The sequence below is a fragment of the Sulfuricurvum sp. genome (assembly GCF_028710345.1).
Taxonomy (GTDB): Bacteria; Campylobacterota; Campylobacteria; order Campylobacterales; family Sulfurimonadaceae; genus Sulfuricurvum.
Genome location: NZ_JAQTUH010000002.1, coordinates 129,339 through 149,014, shown reverse-complemented (window position 1 = coordinate 149,014; position 19,676 = coordinate 129,339). Strand labels below are relative to the sequence as shown.

22 protein-coding genes are annotated in these 19,676 nt (G+C 40.9%); 4 read left to right on the top strand and 18 right to left on the bottom strand.

What is annotated here, in order from left to right; translation table 11 throughout:
* From PHC76_RS03265 to rplU, 18 genes are all read right to left on the bottom strand, one after another.
* Window positions 1–684, bottom strand: a complete 684-nt coding sequence (locus PHC76_RS03265) for a TonB C-terminal domain-containing protein (protein WP_299972312.1) — start codon at window positions 682–684, stop codon at window positions 1–3.
* A gap of 71 nt (window positions 685–755) precedes the next feature.
* Window positions 756–1,145 (bottom strand): biopolymer transporter ExbD, encoded by a 390-nt coding sequence (locus tag PHC76_RS03260; RefSeq protein ID WP_299972310.1) that lies wholly within the window; start codon window positions 1,143–1,145, stop codon window positions 756–758.
* A 2-nt stretch (window positions 1,146–1,147) separates the two neighbouring features.
* A complete protein-coding gene (locus tag PHC76_RS03255) occupies window positions 1,148–1,714 on the bottom strand; it encodes a MotA/TolQ/ExbB proton channel family protein (RefSeq protein ID WP_299972308.1) in 567 nt (188 codons plus the stop codon).
* A gap of 5 nt (window positions 1,715–1,719) precedes the next feature.
* A complete protein-coding gene (atpC, locus tag PHC76_RS03250; protein WP_299972306.1) occupies window positions 1,720–2,115 on the bottom strand; it encodes an ATP synthase F1 subunit epsilon in 396 nt (131 codons plus the stop codon).
* A gap of 20 nt (window positions 2,116–2,135) precedes the next feature.
* The gene (atpD, locus tag PHC76_RS03245; protein ID WP_299972304.1) at window positions 2,136–3,536 is read right to left on the bottom strand and encodes a F0F1 ATP synthase subunit beta; all 1,401 of its coding nucleotides are present in this window, start codon (window positions 3,534–3,536) and stop codon (window positions 2,136–2,138) included.
* Between the two features lie 14 nt (window positions 3,537–3,550).
* The gene (gene atpG, locus PHC76_RS03240; protein ID WP_299972303.1) at window positions 3,551–4,438 is read right to left on the bottom strand and encodes an ATP synthase F1 subunit gamma; all 888 of its coding nucleotides are present in this window, start codon (window positions 4,436–4,438) and stop codon (window positions 3,551–3,553) included.
* Window positions 4,439–4,446: 8 nt separating this feature from the next.
* Window positions 4,447–5,964 carry a F0F1 ATP synthase subunit alpha gene (gene atpA / locus PHC76_RS03235; protein WP_299972301.1) on the bottom strand — a complete coding sequence of 506 codons (1,518 nt, stop codon included), beginning with the start codon at window positions 5,962–5,964 and terminating at the stop codon, window positions 4,447–4,449.
* Window positions 5,965–5,985: 21 nt separating this feature from the next.
* On the bottom strand, window positions 5,986–6,522 hold the full coding sequence (locus PHC76_RS03230; RefSeq protein ID WP_299972299.1) for a F0F1 ATP synthase subunit delta: 537 nt from the start codon (window positions 6,520–6,522) through the stop codon (window positions 5,986–5,988).
* Window positions 6,523–7,035: a F0F1 ATP synthase subunit B gene (locus tag PHC76_RS03225; RefSeq protein ID WP_299972297.1), complete on the bottom strand. Its 513-nt coding sequence runs from the start codon at window positions 7,033–7,035 to the stop codon at window positions 6,523–6,525.
* A gap of 9 nt (window positions 7,036–7,044) precedes the next feature.
* On the bottom strand, window positions 7,045–7,467 hold the full coding sequence (locus PHC76_RS03220; protein ID WP_299972295.1) for a F0F1 ATP synthase subunit B': 423 nt from the start codon (window positions 7,465–7,467) through the stop codon (window positions 7,045–7,047).
* A 65-nt stretch (window positions 7,468–7,532) separates the two neighbouring features.
* On the bottom strand, window positions 7,533–8,381 hold the full coding sequence (locus PHC76_RS03215; RefSeq protein WP_299972293.1) for a ParB/RepB/Spo0J family partition protein: 849 nt from the start codon (window positions 8,379–8,381) through the stop codon (window positions 7,533–7,535).
* A gap of 9 nt (window positions 8,382–8,390) precedes the next feature.
* Entirely contained in the window at window positions 8,391–9,173 is a 783-nt protein-coding gene (locus PHC76_RS03210; RefSeq protein ID WP_299972292.1) for an AAA family ATPase, read from the bottom strand.
* Window positions 9,170–9,805, bottom strand: coding sequence for a biotin--[acetyl-CoA-carboxylase] ligase (locus PHC76_RS03205; protein WP_299972290.1), 636 nt, complete (start codon window positions 9,803–9,805; stop codon window positions 9,170–9,172). The genes PHC76_RS03210 and PHC76_RS03205 overlap by 4 nt, the downstream gene beginning before the upstream one ends.
* Entirely contained in the window at window positions 9,786–10,697 is a 912-nt protein-coding gene (fmt, locus tag PHC76_RS03200) for a methionyl-tRNA formyltransferase (protein ID WP_299972288.1), read from the bottom strand. Before fmt ends, PHC76_RS03205 begins: the two co-directional genes overlap by 20 nt.
* Complete coding sequence (gene proB / locus PHC76_RS03195) at window positions 10,697–11,464, bottom strand: glutamate 5-kinase (RefSeq protein WP_299972286.1); 768 nt, start codon at window positions 11,462–11,464, stop codon at window positions 10,697–10,699. The genes fmt and proB overlap by 1 nt, the downstream gene beginning before the upstream one ends.
* On the bottom strand, window positions 11,461–12,555 hold the full coding sequence (gene obgE / locus PHC76_RS03190) for a GTPase ObgE (protein WP_299972284.1): 1,095 nt from the start codon (window positions 12,553–12,555) through the stop codon (window positions 11,461–11,463). Before obgE ends, proB begins: the two co-directional genes overlap by 4 nt.
* Before the next feature lie 135 nt (window positions 12,556–12,690).
* Complete coding sequence (gene rpmA, locus PHC76_RS03185; protein WP_299972282.1) at window positions 12,691–12,948, bottom strand: 50S ribosomal protein L27; 258 nt, start codon at window positions 12,946–12,948, stop codon at window positions 12,691–12,693.
* 19 nt (window positions 12,949–12,967) lie between these two features.
* The gene (gene rplU / locus PHC76_RS03180) at window positions 12,968–13,276 is read right to left on the bottom strand and encodes a 50S ribosomal protein L21 (RefSeq protein ID WP_299972280.1); all 309 of its coding nucleotides are present in this window, start codon (window positions 13,274–13,276) and stop codon (window positions 12,968–12,970) included.
* 222 nt (window positions 13,277–13,498) lie between these two features.
* On the opposite strand from rplU, the gene PHC76_RS03175 reads away from it, so the two are divergent.
* Genes PHC76_RS03175 through PHC76_RS03160 form a run of 4 tightly spaced genes read left to right on the top strand, consistent with a single transcriptional unit; the run spans window position 13,499 to window position 19,641 of the window.
* Complete coding sequence (locus PHC76_RS03175) at window positions 13,499–13,960, top strand: MarR family transcriptional regulator (protein WP_299972278.1); 462 nt, start codon at window positions 13,499–13,501, stop codon at window positions 13,958–13,960.
* On the top strand, window positions 13,957–15,087 hold the full coding sequence (locus tag PHC76_RS03170; RefSeq protein ID WP_300209791.1) for an efflux RND transporter periplasmic adaptor subunit: 1,131 nt from the start codon (window positions 13,957–13,959) through the stop codon (window positions 15,085–15,087). The genes PHC76_RS03175 and PHC76_RS03170 overlap by 4 nt, the downstream gene beginning before the upstream one ends.
* 2 nt (window positions 15,088–15,089) lie before the next feature.
* Entirely contained in the window at window positions 15,090–18,221 is a 3,132-nt protein-coding gene (locus PHC76_RS03165) for an efflux RND transporter permease subunit (protein ID WP_299975195.1), read from the top strand.
* Window positions 18,214–19,641 (top strand): efflux transporter outer membrane subunit, encoded by a 1,428-nt coding sequence (locus PHC76_RS03160; protein WP_299975198.1) that lies wholly within the window; start codon window positions 18,214–18,216, stop codon window positions 19,639–19,641. The genes PHC76_RS03165 and PHC76_RS03160 overlap by 8 nt, the downstream gene beginning before the upstream one ends.
* The last annotated feature ends 35 nt before the right edge of the window (window positions 19,642–19,676 follow it).

Sequence of the window (19,676 nt, the reverse complement as noted above, 5' to 3'; positions counted from 1 at the left end):
CTAATCCTTAGCTGTCAAAATAATTTCAAAAACTGCCGTTTCACCTTGTGGATGGGAGGGTAAAGATACTTGTTTCAACCTCTCTTTCAACCAATCAACTTCTGCGTTAAATAGTGTATTACCCGAATAACTAATCACTCGATATCCAGACAATGATCCATTAGAATTCAACGTAATTCTAACTCTTGCGCTAAAACCTTCTGTCCCCGATGCCGGATGAAAATTTGTATAAATTATCCCCTGCACTTTAGCATAATATTCGTTCACCAACGGTCCACTCGATGGAGTGAGCATTTTTACACCCGACTTAGCTAAATTAACATTTTTTGCTTTTTCAAAAAGTTGTGAATCCCGTTTAGTAGAGAGGACTTTTTGCTCTAATTCATTAAGTTTTGACAATTCTACTGACTCTTTTTTGGGAGAAGTTTCTGTTGTTTTAACAGATGAAAAAAGATCATTAATTTTTGGCTGAACAGGTGTTGATTTCTTTTTGACCTCTTTTTGCTTAGGTTGCGGAGGCTCAATAGGATCCACTGAGGGTTCGCTATTGTCATTTAAAATCGGCTCAGAAACTTTTTTTTCTGACATCTCTAACGAAACAGAGATAACATCGCTTTGAACCATAGCAAATGTAGGAAGTGCAGTAGTGTTATTTACTTGCCATGCAACAATTATTACAATCAAAGCAAATAGTAGGAATGAAAGAACTCCACTAAGGAAAAAAAGTTTATTATTTTCTATGGGCATAGGCGTGTTTAGTTACTGGTTGCTAATGATATATTGGTTAATCCTGCATGTTTAACACCACTCATTACTCCCATAACATCTCCATATTCTAAGCGGTGATCTGCACTTATACGAACAACACTTTCTTTAGAAAATTGATTAGAAAAGAGGGCAAAATTATCACTGAAGGTAGCAAACTCAAACGGCTTTTTATTTACCGTTATACGTTTGGAATCGGTAATAACAATTTCAATCTCTTTTTTCTCTTTTACTTCGGTTTGTGCTGAACCCTTAGGGAGATTAATTAACTCTTCGTAAACAATATTAGGAGAGATTACCATTAAAACTGCCAAAAGAACTAACATTACATCCACAAGAGGTGTAATGTTAAGTTCAGGTTTTTCATCCCAATCAAACATATTTATTGCTCTTTAGACAATAGTGAATCGCTTTGCATCCGTATCAGTCCAACTAATTCGAATGATTGTCGTTTCAAAATTTGATGATAAGTATAGGCAAAAATAGCGACAAAAATACCCGAAGCAGTTGCGACCAGAGCATCAGATACACCTGTAGCAATAATACTCATAGTACCACTCGATTGTCCAATATGATCAAAAGTATCAAGAATAGAGATAACCGTTCCAAACAAGCCAATAAAAGGGGTAGTAGAAGCCACAACCGAAAGAACAGTCAACCCTTTTGTTGCCTCTTTAGTGGATGCATATTGTGCTAAATCAAATAATGATTTTGTGATAGTATTTCCTGATTTTACAAAATGGCTAAGATAAGAACGCTCGTTCAAACGGTTAGAACCCATCAAAAGCGTTTCCAATGTTTCACTTTCGACACTAATCCATTGATTTAAAGAGAGCCATCTATAGAAAAAAACCCAATTAATAAGGATAAAATAACAGGAAAGTACTAATAAGACACCCAGCGTAACCGGATGGCTTTTAGCAACAAAGTCAGAAAGAAGCTCAAACATGAGCGTTAGTGAAGATGGCTATGTGCCGCTGATTCAACGCGAGCAGAAACAGAAGCGATCATCGCATGAGAATCTGCAACACTGCTGATAAGGGCTTTAGCTTCATCAAGAGCTTTCGCAATGTCGCTTTCACTATCACCACGAATAGCAACGGCTCCATCGACCAATACGGTAACCGTATTGTTAGCAACTTGAACGACGCCCCAGTTGACAACTATGGACTCTTTTTTACCATTCTCTTTGATAATATCAATAACACCTGCTTTAAGAAGTGTTGTCAATGCTACGTGCTGAGAAAGAACACCGAACTCACCCTCTTCTCCCGGAACTGTTACACTGGTAACAGGACCGTTAAAAATTGAGCCGTTTGGAGTTAGCACTTCTAAAACTAGAGTATGCATTTCAATCCTTTAAAAAGCAATTATTTGCTTTTCATTTTTTCAGCTTTTTCCATCGCTTCGTTCATATCACCAACCATGTAGAATGCACCTTCTGGTAAATGATCATACTCACCGCTCAAGATACCTTTAAACCCTTTGATGGTGTTTTCAAGAGAGACATATTTTCCTGGAGAACCTGTAAATACTTCCGCAACGAAGAACGGTTGTGAAAGGAATTTTTCGATTTTACGAGCACGCTCAACAACCGATTTATCTTCTTCAGAAAGTTCATCCATACCCAAAATTGCAATGATATCTTGCAAATCTTTGTATTTTTGAAGAGTTTTTTGAACACCACGTGCTACATTGTAATGCTCTTCACCGATGATTTGTGGATCAAGCAAACGTGATGTTGAATCCAATGGATCAACCGCAGGGTAGATCCCTTTTTCAGCAATTTTACGGTTAAGAACCGTTGTTGCATCCAAGTGAGCAAAAACCGATGCAGGAGCAGGGTCAGTCAAGTCATCCGCAGGTACGTATACCGCTTGAACAGAAGTGATTGAACCTTTTTTGGTTGATGTAATACGGTCTTGAAGAGCACCCATTTCACGAGCCAATGTCGGTTGGTAACCAACAGCTGATGGGATACGTCCAAGAAGTGCTGACATCTCAGAACCTGATTGTGCAAAACGGAAGATGTTATCGATAAACATCAATACATCAAGTCCTTTCTCATCACGGAAATATTCCGCCATTGTAAGACCCGTCAATGCGATACGGTTACGTGCTCCCGGTGGCTCTGACATTTGACCATAGCACAGTGCTACTTTGTCCAAAACGCTCGATTCTTTCATCTCGTGATAAAGGTCATTCCCCTCACGAGTACGCTCACCGACACCGGCGAAAACAGAAAGACCGTCATGCCCATGTGCAACGTTGTGAATCAATTCCATGATAATAACGGTTTTACCAACACCCGCTCCACCGAAAAGACCAACTTTACCACCTTTAGCGTATGGAGCTAAAAGGTCAACAACTTTAATCCCTGTTTCAAACATTTCTGTTTTAGTACTTTGATCAATAAGTGCAGGAGGATCACGGTGGATTGACCATGTATCACAATCAGTGATTTGATCTCCGCCATCGATAGTTTCACCGATAACGTTGAAAATACGACCAAGAACTTTTTCACCAACCGGAACTTTGATTGGGTTACCAGTTGACGTTGCCGCCATACCGCGAACCAAACCTTCTGACATATCCATAGCGATCGTACGTACACGACCATTTCCAAGGTGTGCTGCAACTTCCAACACTAAACGTGTTGTTTTTCCCTCAACACTAACACTAACTTCGATTGCTTCATTGATTGCTGGAAGGTAACCTTCAAAATCAACGTCAACAACCGGACCAATTACTTGAGCAATTTTACCAATCATTCTATCCTCCATAATTATTTCATCGACTCGACGCCGCTGATTATCTCGATAAGTTCTGTCGTAATCGCCTCTTGTCGAGCTTTATTAAACTTGACGGTTAACGATTTAACCATTTGTTTTGCATTGTTTGTTGCTGCATCCATTGCTTGCATACGAGCACTATGCTCAGCCGCAACAGAGTCAATCAACGCATAATACATATTGTATTCAGCGTATTTAGTCACCAATGAATCGAGCATTTTCTCTTCATCATGTGCTTCGAGTTCAAGAACACTGTTTTGAACTTTTTCACAATCAAATTCATCGATAGAAACCGGCAAAATGCGATTTACATGTAACTCTTGAGTAATAACGTTTTTATATCCGTTATAGACAAGATATACCGCATCAACAACACCATCATTGAAATCTTTAATCGATCGTGTCATAAATTCGCTTGAACGTTGCATATCGGGTGCAGAACTAAGATTTTTTACCGCATCAAGTAATTCAACTTGATTAAATGTAAAAAACTCAACCCCTTTTTTACCGATACCACGAACACGAATCTCTACGTTTTTATTTTTATATTCAGCCATTAAGCGTTTTACCGCTTTAATCGTTTGCATGTTAAAACCACCGCAAAGACCTTTGTCAGCTGTTACAAAAATAATGTCGATCATTTTAGGCGCATCATTTTTCATAAAGCATCGGTTATCAATACCACCTACTTTATTACATTGGATACGACCTGCGATTTCAGCGATAACTTGATTTGTTTTTTGAGCAAACAGACGTGAACGTTTTGCAAGTTCTTCTGCACGTCGAAGCTTGGCCGTAGAGACCAATTTCATTGCACGTGTAGTTTTTTGCGTATTTGAAACGCTCTTAATCTGTCGTTGAATCTCTTTCAAGTTAGCCATAGAAATCCTTAGTTAGCAACGAAAGTAGTTTTAAACTCTTCGATCGCTTTTTTCATCATTCCTTTAGTTTCATCGTTAATTTGAGAAGTAGTTTTAATATTCTCAAAAATTTGTGGATACGATGCTTCAACAAATGGATAAAGTTCAGCTTCAAATTTCACAACAGCAGATGCCGGAAGATCATCAAGATACCCTTCATTACCTGCGAAGATAATCAATGATTGTTTATCTGCACCGAGTGGAGAGTATGGAGGTTGTTTCAATACTTCCACCATACGTTGACCACGCTCAAGTTGTTTACGGCTCACTTCATCCAAATCAGAAGCGAATTGTGCAAACGCTTGAAGCTCACGGTATTGTGCCAAATCAAGACGTAATGTCCCAGCCACTTGTTTCGTTGCTTTGATTTGAGCAGCACCACCGACACGTGATACAGAAAGACCAACGTTGATTGCCGGACGGATACCTGCATTGAACAAATCAGTTTCCAAGAAAATTTGACCATCAGTAATCGAAATAACGTTAGTTGGGATATACGCCGCAACGTCACCCGCTTGAGTTTCGATAATTGGAAGAGCGGTCAAAGAACCTGCACCCAATTCGTCATTCAATTTTGCTGCACGCTCTAACAAACGTGAGTGGATATAGAATACATCCCCTGGATACGCTTCACGACCCGGAGGGCGGCGGAGGATCAAAGACATTTCACGATACGCAACCGCATGTTTAGAGAGATCATCATAAACGATCAACCCATGACGTGCAGAATCACGGAAGTACTCACCCATCGTTACACCGGTATACGGTGCAAGGAATTGGAGAGCTGCCGCTTCAGAAGCTGATGAAGAGACAACGATAGTGTACTCCATAGCTCCCGCTTCTTCAAGACGACGGATAACGTTAGCAACAGTTGATTCTTTTTGACCGATAGCAACATAGATACATACTACGCCGTTACCTTTTTGGTTCATAATCGCATCAAGAGCAACGGTTGTTTTACCTGTTTGACGGTCACCGATGATAAGTTCGCGTTGACCACGACCGATTGGAACAAGGGCATCAATAGATTTGATACCGGTTGCCATTGGTTCATGAACCGATTTACGAGACATAATACCAGGTGCTTTTTCTTCGATAAAACGGCTTTCAGTCGTTTCAATCGGACCTTTTCCATCAATCGGTTCTCCAAGTGCATTAACAACACGACCTAGCAATGCTTCCCCGACAGGAACTTTCAATAAACGTCCAAGACGTTTAACGCTCATACCTTCGCGAAGTGCTTTTGCACGTCCAAGAACAACGATACCGACACTGCTCTCCTCAAGATTCATGACTAAACCTTGAGTCCCGTCTTCGAATTCAACCATTTCTCCGGCCATAATGTTATTAAGACCGTATACTTGGGCAATTCCATCTCCATATGAGACGATTTTACCAGTTTCATTAATATCTACGTTAAGTTCGAAATTTCCAATTCTCTCTTTAATGATTGAACTGATTTCATCTGCTTGTACTTTTGCTACCACTAGTTTCTCCTTTCGCGAGGGTTAAATTGCTTTTAAAATGTGCTCAGTAATTTGAGCGTTAAGGCGACTTTTTGAGAAGTCAATTTCAACATTGAGTCCATCAACAACAATACGGACACCGTTTGTTGCACTAGGAGCGAACGCTAATGAGATGGTGGCTCCCATTTTGTTCCCTAAATCACGAGCAATACCATCGATAGAGCTTTGATCCATAGTAGAAGAACTGTAAATTGTTCCGGAATAGACACGTTTGATATCCGAAATTTGACGTTTCAACTCTTTTGCAATAGCCGGAATCAATGGCAAACGACCATTTTCTCCCAAAAGTTTAATCAAATTATTAATATCACTACTTTGTGCATTTGCAACCATCCCAAGGATTAATGCAGTTTTTGCAGATGTAGCAATATCATTACTGTTCATAATTTGAATAAATTTATCATCACTAAAGGCTGTCGCTAAAAGAGTGAAAAGTTCGGATGTATTGTCTAATGATGTTGAGTCCAATACTCCAACCAAAGATTGAACATAACGTTTAGCAATCATTTCATGCTTCATTTACGCCACCTTCTTTTTCAAAATATCGGTCATAGCATCGCTATTCATGCTCGCATCGCTTGCACTCATAACTTGATCCATCACTTCACTTACAACACTGCGAACCATTTGACGTTTTTCAAGTTCCATCAATCCGTTACTTTGCTTATGCATAACATCAAGGTCTTGTTCACATTGTGAAGCAATTTTGTCACTTAAGATTTTGCACTCTTTTTTTGTTGTTTCCATGAGCTCATTAACGAATTGTGTCGCTTCTTCGATTTTATGTTCCGCAGACTCTTTCAAACGTTTTGATTCAGCTAGACGCTCTTGAACTTTTTCAAGCTCGTTAGCAATCCCTGAACTTCTACCGCCGAAATAGCTTTTGATAGGCTCTGCCAAAAGATAAACCAAAATACCTGCAAATACAAGGAAGTTGACGGTTCGTTGAACGATATCTGTTGAAGCTTCTGCAGCTTCAGATCCAAAAAGAAAAGGACTAAGTGCTAATAATGCAATTACTAATTTACCCATCTTTTCTCCTTATATCTGATTAAGCTTGGCAGAAACTGCCGCTTCAAAATTAGGTATCTCGAGAGCGAGTACCCCACTTAGTCGTGAACGCTCTTCGGACATTGCCTCTTCGAACTTAGCATATTCTAATGCTAGCTCAGCACGTTTTGCTTCCATTTTGCTTGCAGCTAAAGCTTTAGCTTCAGCAACAGCTTTTTCTCTCATTGCATGCGCTTGTAGTTTACCGTCACTAATAATCTTTTCAGCAGTAGTATGAAATGCAGCAATCTCAGCATCGTTGTTACCAACTTCTTCGAGATCTTTTTTAATATCCGCATCTCTTTTTTCCATATAACTGAAGAGAGGTTTATAAAGTAAACTATTTAGAGCGGCAATAAGGACAAGAAAGACAATCAGTGTGCTGGCTAACAGCATCGGACTTATATCTAACATACCACCTCCTAAAAGTTACGTGATTATACAATGAGTAAATTGAAGGGACAGTTAAACGAAAGAAATTATGAAGAAAGAGTGGTTAGAAATGTATCAATTTGACCATTATTTTCAAAACTGATGGTTAATTTTGAACCTTTTTTGGATGATTTTAAACCCATATCCTCTAAAAGCGATTGTAAAGCACTAAAATCAAGTTCAATAGATTTTTCTATTATATGCGAAGTAGCAGTTTCATGAGACTTAAATTTTTTAACCATTTGTTCGACATCACGAACACTCAGTTTTTGTCCGATGATAGAGTCAATAATCAGTGATTGCTCCTTCTCATCTAATCCAACAACAATTTTGGCATGCCCTGCTGTCATTTTGCCATCAATAAGTGCTTTACGCCCTTTCTCACTCAACTGTAACAATCTTAAAGTATTCGTGATTTGTGCGCGACTTTTATGTACGGTAGCAGAGAGCTGTTCATGAGTCAACTCGTGTATCTCAATCAACTCTTGATACGCTTGAGCCAAATCAATCACACCCAACTCATCACGTTGAATATTTTCAATCAATGCATGTTGACGCATTTGCTCATCACTTACCGATACAATAATGGCTTTTATAGTTTTAAATTTAGCAAGTTTATGTGCACGAAGACGTCTCTCACCAGCGATTAAAATATAACCGTCTAAATCTTCTTTGACAACGATCGGTTGCAAAAGTCCGTGAGTTTTTATCGATTCTGAGAGTTCTGCGAGTGATTCTGGGTCAAAATGTTTACGTGGCTGATACGGATTGGGACGAATTTTAGAGAGTGAAACCTCTTCAACCCCACCCTTTTTTGGAAGTTCATTATCGTATGCTTCTTCGATTTCACTGAGCAATGCCCCTAAACCACGTCCCAATGCTGATGCTTTAGCCATAAACTTCCCTTACGCGATAATAGCGTAAGCTAAATCTTGATACGCTATTGACCCACTTGATTTTACATCGTATAAAATTGCCGGTTTACCGAAACTCGGAGATTCTGCCAACTTGACATTACGAGGAATAACAATAAACCCATCTTCACTCGATTTAAACAGCTTGCTTTGAAAATGTTGCTGTAAGTCAGCAAATACTTGACGGGAAAGGTTATTTTGCGCGCTGTACATTGTCGGCAAAAATCCTTTGATTGTCAATTTTGGATTAATCGTTTTACGTACCAATTTGACCGTATTGAGTAACTGCGCCAACCCCTCTAACGCAAAAAACTCACATTGAATCGGGATAATCACCGAATTCGATGCTGAAAGAGCATTAATGGTCATCGGCCCAAGAGCAGGAGGGGAATCGATGATAATATAATCATAATCCTCTTTTACCTGTGCAATCGCTTTTTTCAAAATAAGCTCACGCCCTTTGGCATTTTCAGAATCATAATACTCTTTTTCAATCCCAACCAAACCAATATTTGATGGGGCAATGAAGAGTTTTGGTAATGCAGTTTTTAGAATAATCTCACGAAGTTTTTTTGCCCCGATCAAAACATGATAGATATTAAATTCATAATTATTACGATGGTATCCTAACGAGGTTGTCGCATTAGCTTGAGGATCGGCATCAATCAATAGTACACGTTTCTCTGCAACTGCCAAAGAGGCAGCTAAGTTGACGGCAGTCGTTGTTTTACCAACGCCCCCCTTTTGGTTCGCAATTACAATTACTTCGCTCATCGTAGACTAAATATCCTTTGCCCATTGCATTCAAGGGAACCGTCTTCACATAAAACAGCTTCTTTCAATTCAATAAGTCTATTGTTGGAGTGTGTGGAAAAAGATTTACTTCTTTCAAATTCTATTCTATACTTACTAAAAGTCTGCTTCCATGAGTAAAACTTTTTTAACTCTGTAATATAAAGTTTACTTAAATCTTTCGAATCGATTTCTATATCCATAACACCAAAATCTCCAGATCCGTTTTGTAAATTTAGTCCTATCCCGCAAACAAGGCTTTCACCGACAAGATTCGTGATAACCCCCCCCACTTTTTTCTCCCCGATATAAAAATCATTCGGCCATTTTAGCCATAACGATGAGCCTAGATTACTCAGTACCTCTTTGAGGATGTAGGCAAAATAGATTGATGAAGATTCCAATTTGAGGTCATCGGGGAGAGAAGCACGGGAGAGGGCAAAGGAAATAAAAAAATTACCTTCATATCCTATCCAACTATTGCCACGTGAACCTTTCCCGTTTGATTGCCGTGAAGCACCAACACAGATAGGTATTTTTAAGACTCCCGATTTAAGAGCATCTATAAGATAGGTTTGGGTTGATTCAACCTCATCAAGCCAAAGTATTTCCACACACTAATCGCTTTCCGTTCAAATACGCTGTTGAAGCTGTTTCGCTTTTTGAAGGTGCTTGTAACGTATACATACGCAATGAACCTTTTAGACATTGCACCACAATACTCTCTGTTGAGATTTCAATAATTTCACCTGCATGACCGGTACTGAGGCTCTCTTCAAGACCCATTTTTTTGATTTTTAATCCCGATTCCAAATAAATTCCCGGCCAAGGGGTAAAAGCACGGTAACGATTAAAAATTTCCGAAGCATTGTCAAATGCTATGCATCCATCCGCTTTAGAGATTTTTTTACAATGGGATGCTTTTGTTTCATCTTGCGGTGTTGCACTTGCTCGATCCCATGAGCGTACAACATCGAGTGTTAAATCACAAGCAAGCGTAGTCAGCCTCTCATAGAGTGACGATACCATCTCATTGGGGTCAATATCTATTGTTTCGATTTTAATAATCGCACCGGTATCCAACCCCTCATCCATCCACATCGCCGTAACACCGCTTTGAGTATCATTATTTAACAAGCTTTGCTGTATTGGACTTGCTCCACGATATTGAGGGAGAATGGATGCGTGAAGATTGATACAAGGGACGTACTCTAAAATCTCTTTGGGGAGTATCTGACCATACGCCGCTACAACGATTAAATCACACTCTATCGATTTGACCTGCTCAATCACCTCGACATCTCGCAGACGTGATGGCTGATAAATAGGGATATATTTCTCTAATGCCGCTACTTTGACGCTCGGAGGGGTGAGGAGATTATGTCGTCCTACCGGTTTATCGGGCTGAGTATAAACACCCACAACCTCGATATCGTTTGATTCAACAAGAGCTTTAAAAATTTCCGTTGCATACTCAGGTGTCCCCATAAACAAAACACGAATCATCAAAACTCACTTGCCTTAAAATAGCTACCACCGACATGGGTGTCGCTTAGGAGAAATGAACGGGCATCGCTCAAATCAAATCCACTGGCAAGCAACATCGTACCGCCCCGTTTGAGTAAAAAGTCAGCCGCTTTGAGTTTTGTAACGATTCCCCCTGTTGCAAAATTATGATTAGGGGTGACCTCCATTACCAATTCTTCATGGGTAATCTCTTCAATACGTAGTCGTACTTTCGCATCGCTGTGTGCACGGGGATCTTTATCATAATAGGCATCAATATCGGAGAGTATCACCAATAAATCAGCACCGAAATGGTGCGCCGCATACGCTGAGAGCTGGTCATTGTCTCCTAGTACTAACTCTTCCGTTGCCGTTGCATCGTTTTCGTTGATAATAGGAATAACATTATGAGCTAAAAGAGTTTCAATCGTATCTTTTACTTTTTGAGACTCTTCAACGGTGTTAAAATTAGCAGCCGTTACAAGAATTTGAGAGGGGATAAGATGGTGGTGTTCAAACATCTTACGGTATTTGTTCATGAGTATCGGCTGTCCGATGGATGCAAGGGCTTGCTTATTTGCCAAAATTTTTTTATCGAGTTTGAGTTCAGTATATCCTGCTGCTACTGCCCCCGATGAAACAAGTATCACCTCATAGCGAGTTTTAAGCTCAGCAATAAAATCGACCAACGCTTGCATACGATCTTTTGCGATACGGTTTTGCTCACTTAAAACCGCACTTCCGACTTTAACGACCAACCGCTTCATTTACGCTCCGTGACGACCATTTGATAAAGTGCATACGTTAATGGTTTGATATTCATATTAATCGCTGAAGAGATAGGGACGATGAAAGCGGGAAGTTTTTTATCGTAAAACCCTGCATCAAAACTCTCTTGCTCGTAAACAGGATACTCATTCGAAAAACCAAAGCGACTTTTTACTGTAGCATTTAATCCCATCATTTGCAAAAATTGATTGGTTTTTTCCACCGCTTCTTCAGGACTCATCGCATCCAAACGGGTTAAAGCAATCGCATAATTGCGTTCTGCCAATAATGGAGAAAAAGCTTCTAACTCTTTTTTTAATGTTTCATACTGGTACTCAAGCTCATGGTACGATGCCAAATCAATCATAAAGAGAAGTGTTTTGGTACGCTCAATATGGCGTAAGAATTTTAATCCTAGCCCACGACCTTCCGATGCACCGCCGATAATTCCCGGAATATCCGCCATAATATACGAATCATAATCGATATTGATTTGACCAAGTTTTGGTGTCAATGTCGTAAATTCATAGTTTGCCACTTCAGGACGAGCGTTTGAGACGGTCGAAATGAGTGTCGATTTACCCACGTTCGGGAATCCAACTAATCCAACATCCGCTATCAACTTCAAATCGAGTTTAACGATTTTAACCGTTTCAGGCTCACCCGGTTGTGCGTACATCGGTTTTTGATTCGTAGAAGATTTAAAATGGACATTTCCTAGACCACCGCGACCGCCTGTGAGGAACAATACCTCTTTGCCATCTTCGAGCAAATCAAGTAAAATTTCCCCTGTCTCTACGTCCACTACTTGAGTTCCGGGAGGGACGACAACCACAAGTTTTTCCCCTTGTTTGCCTGCCATATTCGATCCCGCACCCGGTTGACCTTTACCGGCTTTTAGGTTTTTATTCCCCTGAAAATGGGCAAGTGTATGGGTATTGTTGTCTACTTTAAAATAGACATCTCCACCTTTACCGCCATCTCCGCCGTTTGGACCACCTTGGAGAACATATTTCTCACGTCTAAAAGCGACACATCCCGCTCCCCCTTTACCAGAAGAGAGGGTTAGTTCAACACTATCAGTAAACATTATAATCCTTTTGGCTACATACTAGTGAAGCTTATTTACTCAAACCTACATTTTACGAATTGAAAATACACGATTAAAAAATAATTCTTGGAAATAGTGAATGAATCGAGCAAAGAATTGCTCGATGGGGATGAGTTATGCGGCAGGTACTACAGAAACTTGTTTGCGTTTTTTGTCTTTGCGCTCGAAAGCAACAACACCGTCAACCAATGCATACAAAGTGTGATCTTTACCCATACCGATATTTTTACCTGGGTGAACTTTTGTTCCGCGTTGACGAATAATGATATTACCCGCACGTACGAATTCACCGCCGTATTTTTTAACACCTAATCTACGTCCCGCTGAGTCGCGGTTATTTTGGGTACTACCCTGACCCTTTTTATGTGCCATGCTGTCCTCCTGCTTTTAATTACGCGCTGATCGCAGTGATACGAACGCGAGTGTGATCTCTACGGAAACCACGTTTTACTTTACTGTCTTTACGACGACGTTTTTTGAAAATTACAACTTTACGGTCGCGACCTTCGTTGATTACTTCAGCCTTAACAACAGCACCCTCTACAAATGGAGTACCTGTGCGAAGCTCACCGTTATTCACAGCAAGAACTTCTTTGATTTCGATGGCAGTTTTAGGGTCTAAGCCCATTTTATCGAACAAAAGGATATCACCCTCTTGAACTTTGTACTGTTTACCACCATTTTTAATGATTGCGTACATTAGCGTTCCTTACCTATAAGTCTACAAAAAGTTGCGAATTATAGCTAACTAATATTTAAGCTTGCTTTAAAGCGAATAGAATTTTTTTGTATCTCTCTTCAAATATGATTTTAACCCTCGACTTAACTATTAACATTATTAACATATACACCTTGACTTTAGAGTGAGAAATAAAATACAATTCGTCCAATTAGTTGCATAGTCAACTATTTGGGAGTTTTTATGAATCGATGTGAATGCCCGATTGAAGAGTCGCTAGGGTGCGTAACAAACCATTCTGCGATGGCCGCACGTAACTACCTCACTCGTCAACTTGCCCTTAATGGAATCGATATGACGATTGAGCAGTTTAAAGTGATGGTTGTTTTGTGGAAAGAGGGAACCTCTACACAACAAAACATTGCCGATTTCGTCGGCAAAGACAAAACATCCGTAACCCGACTTATCGCAGGTTTGGAAAAACGCTCTCTTATAGAAAGAGCGACAGCATGTCAAGATAAGCGATGCAATCATGTCACGTTAACGGCGCAAGGAATCGCACTGGAGAAACCGACCATGAAAGTTTTAGAGGAAGCATCTCACTACATGCATCAAGGAATCGATCCAAACGAACTCGCCATTACCATGCGCGTTTTAAAACAAATGTGTTTCACACTTAATTACACCTCAAAGGAATCTGAATGAATCGTCTCACAACTATTACCTTATCAAGTGCACTTATCATCGCGATGAGCGGATGCGAACGCCCAAAAGCTGCCGGTATGGAAAAACCGCCCGAAGGGCCGGTACCTGTAACAACGACCGAAGTCAAAACAGGTAATTTTCCCGCTGTTTTACAAGCAACCGGACAAACGCAAGCTTTTAATACGGTTCAAGTTTTTGCACGTGTCAATGGATATCTCCAAAAACGTTCGTATACTGAAGGTTCATTCGTCAACAAAGGGGATACGTTATTTGTTATCGACCCGAGTGATTTAAAAAATGCTTTAGAGAGTGCCAAAGCGGCGTATGAGCTAGCATCCGCTACACATACTAATGCCAAAGCCGTTTTGAACCGTATTAAACCTTTGGCGGAAGCAAATGCGGCTAGTCAACAAGATCTCGATAGTGCAACAGCTAGTGAGCGAAACGCAGCCGCAGCTCTCTCGGCAGCAAAAGCATCGTTAGAACAAGCCAAACTCAATCTTAGCTATACTACCCTCAAATCTCCACTCAACGGATTCGTCGATAAATCCAAAATCGATGTCGGTACTTATGTTGCTGCAGGTGCAAATGGTCTACTCACGACCGTCTACCAAACCGATCCAATGTACGTTAATTTTACTTTTAGTGAAAATGAAAAACTTGCTCGACAAAATGCAATTGCAAACGGTAAGCTTACTATTCCAAAAGATGGGAAATATGAAATTGAGCTCACCCTCAGTGACGGTACAACGTTAGCACGTAAAGGCTCTATCAATTTTATCGCGCCATTTGTCGATTCAACTACCGGAAATATTACCTATCGTGCTGAAATCAATAACAGTGACCATAAGCTTCTCCCTGGACAATTTGTTCAAGTAAAAGTTAAAGGGATGGAGTGGAAGAATGCTCTCTATGTCCCTCAAAAAACACTTCTAACCGGTGAAAAAGGGAAATTTCTTTACGCACTCGAAACCAACAATACCGTTACTCCGAAACCTGTTGTTGCAGGAGAATGGGTAGGTGAAAATATCCTCATCGAAAGCGGTGTCAATGCAGGAGATAAAATCGCTGCCGATGGACTTCCTAAACTCAAACCGGGAGCGGAAGTGATTCCGAATACAAAATAATTATGTTTAGTAAATACTTTATCAATCGCCCTATTCTATCAGCTGTTATTGCAATGATTATCATGCTGCTCGGATTTGTGGCAATTAAAACACTACCGATTTCACAGTTGCCGAATCTCACCCCTCCTACTGTTGTTGTTACCGCGCAGTATCCCGGTGCTGATGCGCAAACCATCGCCAACAATATCCTCACCCCTTTGGAATCTCAAATTTCTGGAGCGGATGGGTTAATGTATATGTCCTCCAAAGCAGCTGCTCTACCGGGAAGTGCTTCAATCACCTGTACCTTTAACATCGGTGTCAACCAAGATCTCGCGGCGGTAGATGTTCAGAACCGAATCAACTCGGTTATTGCTCAGCTACCCCAAACAACTCGTGATTTAGGAGTTACGGTTCAGAAAAAAACGTCTGATATTTTGTTATTGGTAGCGATTACATCCCCAGATGGAAGCTATGACTCAACTCAAATTAGTAACTATATCTCCGCCAACCTCATAGATGAGATTAAAAAAATTCCCGGTGCAGGACGTTCACAGATTTTCGGTCAACGCGATTATGCAATGCGGGTGTGGCTAAATCCAGACAAAATGGCATCTTTAGGGGTGAGTACTGCTGAAATAGCCTCAGCGATTAGAGATCAAAATCTTCAAGTCTCTCCGGGGCGTTTAGGTCAAGGGCCAACCAACGACTCTCAAATGTGGACGATGCAACTCACCTCAAAAGGGCGTTTTTCAACGGCTGAAGAGTTCCAAAATATCATAATACGTTCTAAAAATGATGGTTCTATGATTCATCTTAAAGATGTCGCCCGTGTTGAATTGGGTAGTCAAAACTATGAATTTTTTGGTCGTGTTAACGGTAAACCGGCTGCTATGATCGGTATTTTTGCCGATACCAATGCGAATGCACTCGACACATCAGCCGCTGTTGCTGCTAAAATGGAAAAACTCTCCAAAAAATTTCCTAAAGGGATTGAGTACAATATCCCCTACGACACAACTGATTTCGTCAAAATTTCGATTGAAGAGGTTGTCTTTACACTCATAGCCTCTATTGTTTTGGTCAGTTTGGTTATTTACCTCTTTTTGCAAAGCTATCGTGCGGCAATGATTCCGATTCTCTCCATCCCGATTTCTCTTACGGGCGCTTTTATCGGTATGTATCTACTAGGGTACTCTATCAACACCCTCACCCTCTTTGGTCTTGTTCTCGCTATCGGTATTGTCGTCGATGATGCTATCGTCGTTATCGAAAATATGGAGAGGATACTTCAACATGAGAAACTCTCTCCTCGCGAAGCGGCAATCAAGGCCATGGGACAAATTTCCGGTCCTGTTGTAGCGATTGTCTTGGTCATGTGTGCCGTCTTTATCCCTGCAACCTTTTTGGGTGGTATGACGGGACAGCTTTATAAACAATTCGCCGCAACCATCGCGATTTCTGTCGTATTCTCAGGCTTTATGGCACTTACGTTTGCTCCTGCTATCGGCGCATTGATTCTCAAACACCATGAGAATGAACCTGCCCGTTTTTTCCGCTGGTTTAACCGTAAATTTGCCAATATGACCGATAATTATGTTCGCCGATCCGGATTCATGATTCGTAAATCATTTATCTTTTTAATCATTTATTTATCAACCTACTTTTTTATCGGATTTTTTCACAAAACCCTTCCAAGCGCCTTTTTGCCGATGGAAGATCAGGGATATTTTATTACGAGTATTAACCTCCCTGACGGGGCAACCGCTAACCGTACGTTAGAGGTCGTTAAACAAGTTGAAGCAATTTTGAGCAAACAAGAGGGTGTTTCCAAATATACCGCTATTACCGGTATCAATATTCTCACTTTCTCTCAAGAGCCTAATTCTGCGGTTGTCTTTACCCGTCTAAAACCGTGGAGCGAAAGAACAACTAAAGAGCTTAAAGTCTTTGGTATACTCAACTCCGTAGGACCAAAACTTGGCAGTATCAAAGAGGCCAAAGTGTTTGCGATGCCTCCACCGTCGATTCGTGGTATGGGGCCATCGGATATGTTTTCACTTCGCCTCCTACAACCAGGGGATAACGATTTTAATAAACTCGCCGATGCTACCAATGCCTTTGTTGCCGATTTACGCAAAGAGCCGAGTATCAAAAACCCGATGAGCACCATGAATATCAATACACCGACGCTCATGGTTGAAGTGAACCGCGAAAAAGCAAAAATGATGGGGCTCTCTATCAGTGATGTCTACCAAACACTCCAAGCAACCATCGGAGCCATGTACGTCAACCAGTTTGATAAAAACGGTAAAACCTACTGGGTAGAAATGCAAGCCGATTCACCGTATCGTGCAACCCCTGAAGATATCGGACGGGCATGGGTTCGCTCATCATCTGGACAACTCGTCCCCCTTTCATCAGTTGTCACCGCTAAAATGTCGAGTGCACCATCTAGTATCGAGCACTTTAACGGTGTTCTCTGTACCACCGTCATGGGTTCACCTGCACCAGGCTATAGTTCCGGTGATTTGATTAAAATTTTGGAAGCCAAAGGGGATAATGTCTTACCATCAACGGTAAGTTATGATTGGGAAGGGTTATACCTCCAAGAGAAACTCGTCGGTTCTAAAGCACTGATGATTATGGCTTTTGCATTGGTGATGGTCTATTTGATTCTTGCGGCACTCTATGAGCGTTGGACATTGCCAATCTCAATTATGCTCGCTGTACCGTATGGGATTATGGGAGCGTATACGGTGGTTTGGTTGATTCCGTTTCTCAATAACAACGTATTCTTCCAAATCGGGCTACTCACCCTTATCGCCCTCTCGGCAAAAAATGCTATCTTAGTAGTAGAATTTGCCGAAGAGCAACGGCTGATGGGGAAAAGTGTCTACGATTCAGCGATGGAAGCGGCACGTCTTCGTTACCGTCCGATGATGATGACCTCGTTTGCCTTTTTAGCAGGGATGCTCCCACTTATCTTTAGTTCGGGGGCGGGTGCTATGGGACGTTTCTCAATCGGAGTTGCAATGTTTGGAGGTATGCTTGCGGCAACCTTTATCGAGCGGTATTTTATTCCGTTCCTCTATTACTGGGTCGCTACGACTCAAGAAAAATTTGCATCACGCAAAGGAGTCGCTCATGAATAACACAACCATTACACTCTCATTACTTTGTTCCCTTCTTTTAGGGGGGTGTGCGATTGGACCCGATTACGAACGTCCTCAAAATAGTGCACCTACCTCTTTTCGATACAGTGATGGCAATACCTCAACAACCATTGACAAAGCATGGTGGAACCATTTTGATGATAATTATCTCAATAAAAGTATTGAAGAGGCACTGGCCCATAACTTTGATCTCATCAGTGCTTCGGCATCGGTGGATGCTATGTTGGGAAAATTTGATACGGCAAAATCGTATTTGTACCCTCAAATCAATGCAAACGGATCACTCACTCGTCAAGGTGTCAATGGAACTGATACGTATCAATTAAAGGATGGAGTTACCTCAACCTATGCCGCTAATCTCTCACTCGCAACGTATGAAATCGATCTCTTTGGAAAAGTACGCCGTGCTAATGAAGCGGTACGTGCCCAATTACTCGCCACAGAATTTTCACACCAAACACTAAAAATTTCCATCAGTGCCAATGTTGCGGCATCGTATATCAAAATTTCCTCTTTAAACTCCCAAATAGCTCTTGCACGTGAAAACATCAAAGCTTCCGAAGATATCTATAATTTTAATAAACTTAAATATCAGTATGGGACAATCGCCCAAACTACCCTTCTCCAATCGTCTGCGGAGGTTCAAAATGCCAAAGCTATAGCTTCTCAACTCGAAGCGTCTAAAATTGCCGAAGAGGCAAATTTTAATCTCTTATTGGGACGAAACCCTACCAATGTGACAACAACAGAACTGGATAAAATCACTTTACCAACCTTACCATCAGCCCTTCCGTCTCAAATTCTCCAAAATCGTCCGGATATTGCATTAGCAGAACAAAACCTCATCTCTGCAAATGCCAAAATCGGTATTGCGCGCGCCGAATATTATCCAAGTATTCAGTTGACCGGTATGGGTGGAATACAAAGCCTAGATCTTTCTAATTTTACCTCAAACCCTACCACAATATGGAAAATCCTCCCCTCCATCACACTCCCTATTTTTACGGCAGGACGAGTAGAGGGAGATATAAAAACAGCAGAAGCAGAACATACACAGATGCTTGCAGCATATCAAAAAGCTATCGTAAATGCTTTTAACGATGCGGATAATGCCATCGCTCAAAACTCTAAATCCAATGATCAACTTCGCTACCAAAAAGAACGCTCAGAAGCTATTAAAATCGCCTTTGATCAGGCAAAACTTCGTTATAACGTCGGAACAATCTCCTACAACGATTTGCTTATCGTTCAACAACAATGGCTCTCAGCACAACAAAGTTACCTGCAAGCACGCCAAAATAATTTGATTTCTACAGTGAATCTCTATAAAGCATTCGGAGGAGGATGGGACAACACGCAAAATGTCCCTAATCCCAATATATTGCCAGCAGGAAGATAATTTTTGTTTACCTTGTCATTTCCATGTAAGTGGAA